Origin of the sequence: Shewanella sp. SP1S1-7, assembly GCF_031932105.1 — a bacterium.
Lineage (GTDB): Bacteria > Pseudomonadota > Gammaproteobacteria > Enterobacterales > Shewanellaceae > Shewanella > Shewanella baltica.
In genome coordinates this window covers 1-2,493 of the sequence record NZ_JAUOEU010000060.1, presented here as the reverse complement: position 1 = coordinate 2,493, position 2,493 = coordinate 1, and the positions used below count along the sequence as shown (strand labels likewise).

At 38.9% G+C, this 2,493-nt stretch carries 4 protein-coding genes and 1 pseudogene; 4 read left to right on the top strand and 1 reads right to left on the bottom strand.

Annotation, left to right across the window (positions count from 1 at the left end; translation table 11 throughout):
* The 3 genes and pseudogenes from Q4Q49_RS21985 to Q4Q49_RS21975 all read left to right on the top strand — a co-directional run.
* Positions 1-531 (top strand): annotated as a pseudogene (locus Q4Q49_RS21985) (hypothetical protein); the annotation flags it as partial.
* 129 nt (positions 532-660) lie between these two features.
* Positions 661-1,074 (top strand): energy transducer TonB, encoded by a 414-nt coding sequence (locus Q4Q49_RS21980; RefSeq protein WP_312000439.1) that lies wholly within the window; start codon positions 661-663, stop codon positions 1,072-1,074.
* A gap of 126 nt (positions 1,075-1,200) precedes the next feature.
* Complete coding sequence (locus Q4Q49_RS21975; RefSeq protein ID WP_311991055.1) at positions 1,201-1,734, top strand: hypothetical protein; 534 nt, start codon at positions 1,201-1,203, stop codon at positions 1,732-1,734.
* Here the strand turns inward: Q4Q49_RS21975 and Q4Q49_RS21970 are convergent.
* Positions 1,715-2,047, bottom strand: coding sequence for a hypothetical protein (locus tag Q4Q49_RS21970; protein WP_312000438.1), 333 nt, complete (start codon positions 2,045-2,047; stop codon positions 1,715-1,717). The genes Q4Q49_RS21975 and Q4Q49_RS21970 overlap by 20 nt on opposite strands.
* A gap of 66 nt (positions 2,048-2,113) precedes the next feature.
* Between Q4Q49_RS21970 and Q4Q49_RS21965 the strand changes: the two genes are divergently transcribed.
* The coding region (locus Q4Q49_RS21965) for a hypothetical protein (RefSeq protein WP_312000437.1) at positions 2,114-2,493 on the top strand (380 nt) is incomplete at its 3' end.

The window sequence follows — 2,493 nt, the reverse complement described above, 5'->3', positions numbered from 1 at the left end:
GTTACCAAGGAAGATATGCGTAAATTTCTGGCATTGGATAAAAAATCTCAAATAGACTTGCGAGAAAAGTATCCAGATCTTGATAAGTTGTATGCTGTAGAAGATACAGATGCATATACTTACATGGCGGTTTCGGTTTTCGACCGTTGGTTGGGAGCAGAAGACTCAATTAAATACTTATCTGACGTTTCTGATGAGGAGCAACAAAGTAGAGATGCAAAATTCGTTAAATTTGCGAAAAAATTAATCGATAACACTGAGGTTCTAAACTTTACATTTAAAGGTCGTTGGAGTTCAGCTAAACCACAATTTCGCAAATTTAGCTCGGATGCTGCTAAAGAAGCTTACCTAATGTGCGCTCCACATAATGTAGATAGTAGTCATTTTTATAAAGTGGTGCTGCCTGAGTTGGAGGCTGTATATTTTGAAAGCTGGGACGACACTAATGTTTTCTACTTACGTAATCCTAAACACGCAGAAAAAATTGAAAAATGGGCTAATGAATGTGGCTTATACCGTCTAAATAGGTAACTTAACAAGCGCATCAAAAATGACGTCAAACGCTTGGCTGGCTCTCATTCTTCGCTAATTTTAGCCAAGCATTATCCGCATTTTATGCGGGCGTTAGAGCTACCGATCGTTCAAACTATGGAGTATATCTTGAAAGGACATAAATTTTTTATCACTGCGATAACTACAACTGCTATTTTAAGTGGTTGCGCAAACACTCAAAGTGAAATAATTTCAGAAAACAATAGCGTAATTAAATATGAATCTCGCTGCGGGAAACATGAGTACACGAAAGAGGAAAATTTAGCAGATTCAATTAATGACATGTTGCTTTCTACCAAAGCTCCAAGATATCCAATAAAAGCCGCTCGAAATGGGATTCAAGGCTACACAAAGCTAGAATTTGATGTGTCAGCTGATGGAAAGCCAATAAATATCAATGTTATAGAAGCTTATCCTTCAGGAATTTTTAATTCTGCTGCTATTGAATCCTTTTCTGGTTGGCGTTACAAGCCTAAGGCTAGCAGTTGTCATAGTATTCAACTTGATTTTAAAATGGGATAATGTAGCTCTAACAAGCTAATTAATAAGGACAAAAAACAATTGGCTGTTTTCGTTCCTCAACATTTTAGCCAACAATTTTTTGCCCATTATTAGGGCGTTATACGAACCTAAGAATGAGTGTTATCGATGAGTAATAAAATAAAAATCTATCCGGTATCAATACTATTTATTATTTTTTTGTCTTTTTATACTGGAAATGGTTATGCTGCTTGGAGTGGGTTTGAGCGAATTACACCTGATAATGTAGATGCGCAAAGGTTTAAATTTAAATTCTCACAAATTGAATCCACCGAGAGTTTTCTATTAGAATTGGATGATAGCTACGTCAATAATGGCCAGCAAGATGACTTGCTCATTGATAAATCAGCATGGTTGGTTATTACAAAATTATCTTTAAATAAAAACGAACAAGAATTAAGCCATGTGTTAAATGATAAACTCTCAGATGATGGCGCAAAAGTTTTAGTTCTATCTAAGCTTGGCTACTCATTAGGAAGTTCAAATTTAAATATATTAGAGGTTCAATTGCATAAGTCACAACTGGAAAATGCCTATATATACGTGGGTTACTCTCCAGAAGTTAATGATGGTGGTTTAAGGTATACCATAGATGTAAATTCATTCTATCAGAACTTTTTAATTAACAATCAAGATGACTAAGTGTATATTCTGTATAACAAGGCCAGCCAGCAACGCTCCCGCTGGTCGCTGGACCTCGTTTCACTCGGCCGCTGCTGGCGGCGTTCTGGCCAGGAACTGGACGCCATTCTTGGTGTGTGGTGTAGGTCGTATGGGTGTAGCGTCCTCCCATGTAGTGTAGGTGGCGGTCGGTCACATCCCACATTTGGGTAAGCACTCCATCAGTCCATGCCAAGTAGCACGTTGGTCGCTCCGTTGCGAGTTCCACGGTTTCAGAGCCAGAACAAGTCGCGGATGGCGACGGCGCGGGCTCGGTTGTTTGTTTGTCTGTCATCGTTCGGTCTTGGTTGGATGTTCGGGCCGCGCCATCGCTGGATCGTTATGTGGCTAAGGAAGCCTAGTGCCTAAACTTAAATACATTAAGTCGTTTGTTCACAACCTTGCTGATTCATATATGAGTACGTTAGGTTGGGTGGAAGGTGACTATAAAAGCACTTGGGTATATCGCTCGGCGTTGGAATCGGGTGTTAATGAAATATATTTTGATATTCGAAATTATGAAATCAGCCCTAGCACTCTTATACACAGAACCGTACTTCAAAAGTCATTAGAAGGGCTTAACGAGCACTTTGACAAAATGCTTAAGACTCAAAATATTGAGCCAAGCTTTGTTCCAAGTATCACTTTTAAGTTTGAGATACCGAAGCTGAGCGAAAGTATGCTTCATATAGTCTGTATAGCAACAGCTGTTGATACAACTGGCAAAGAACATATTGCAGC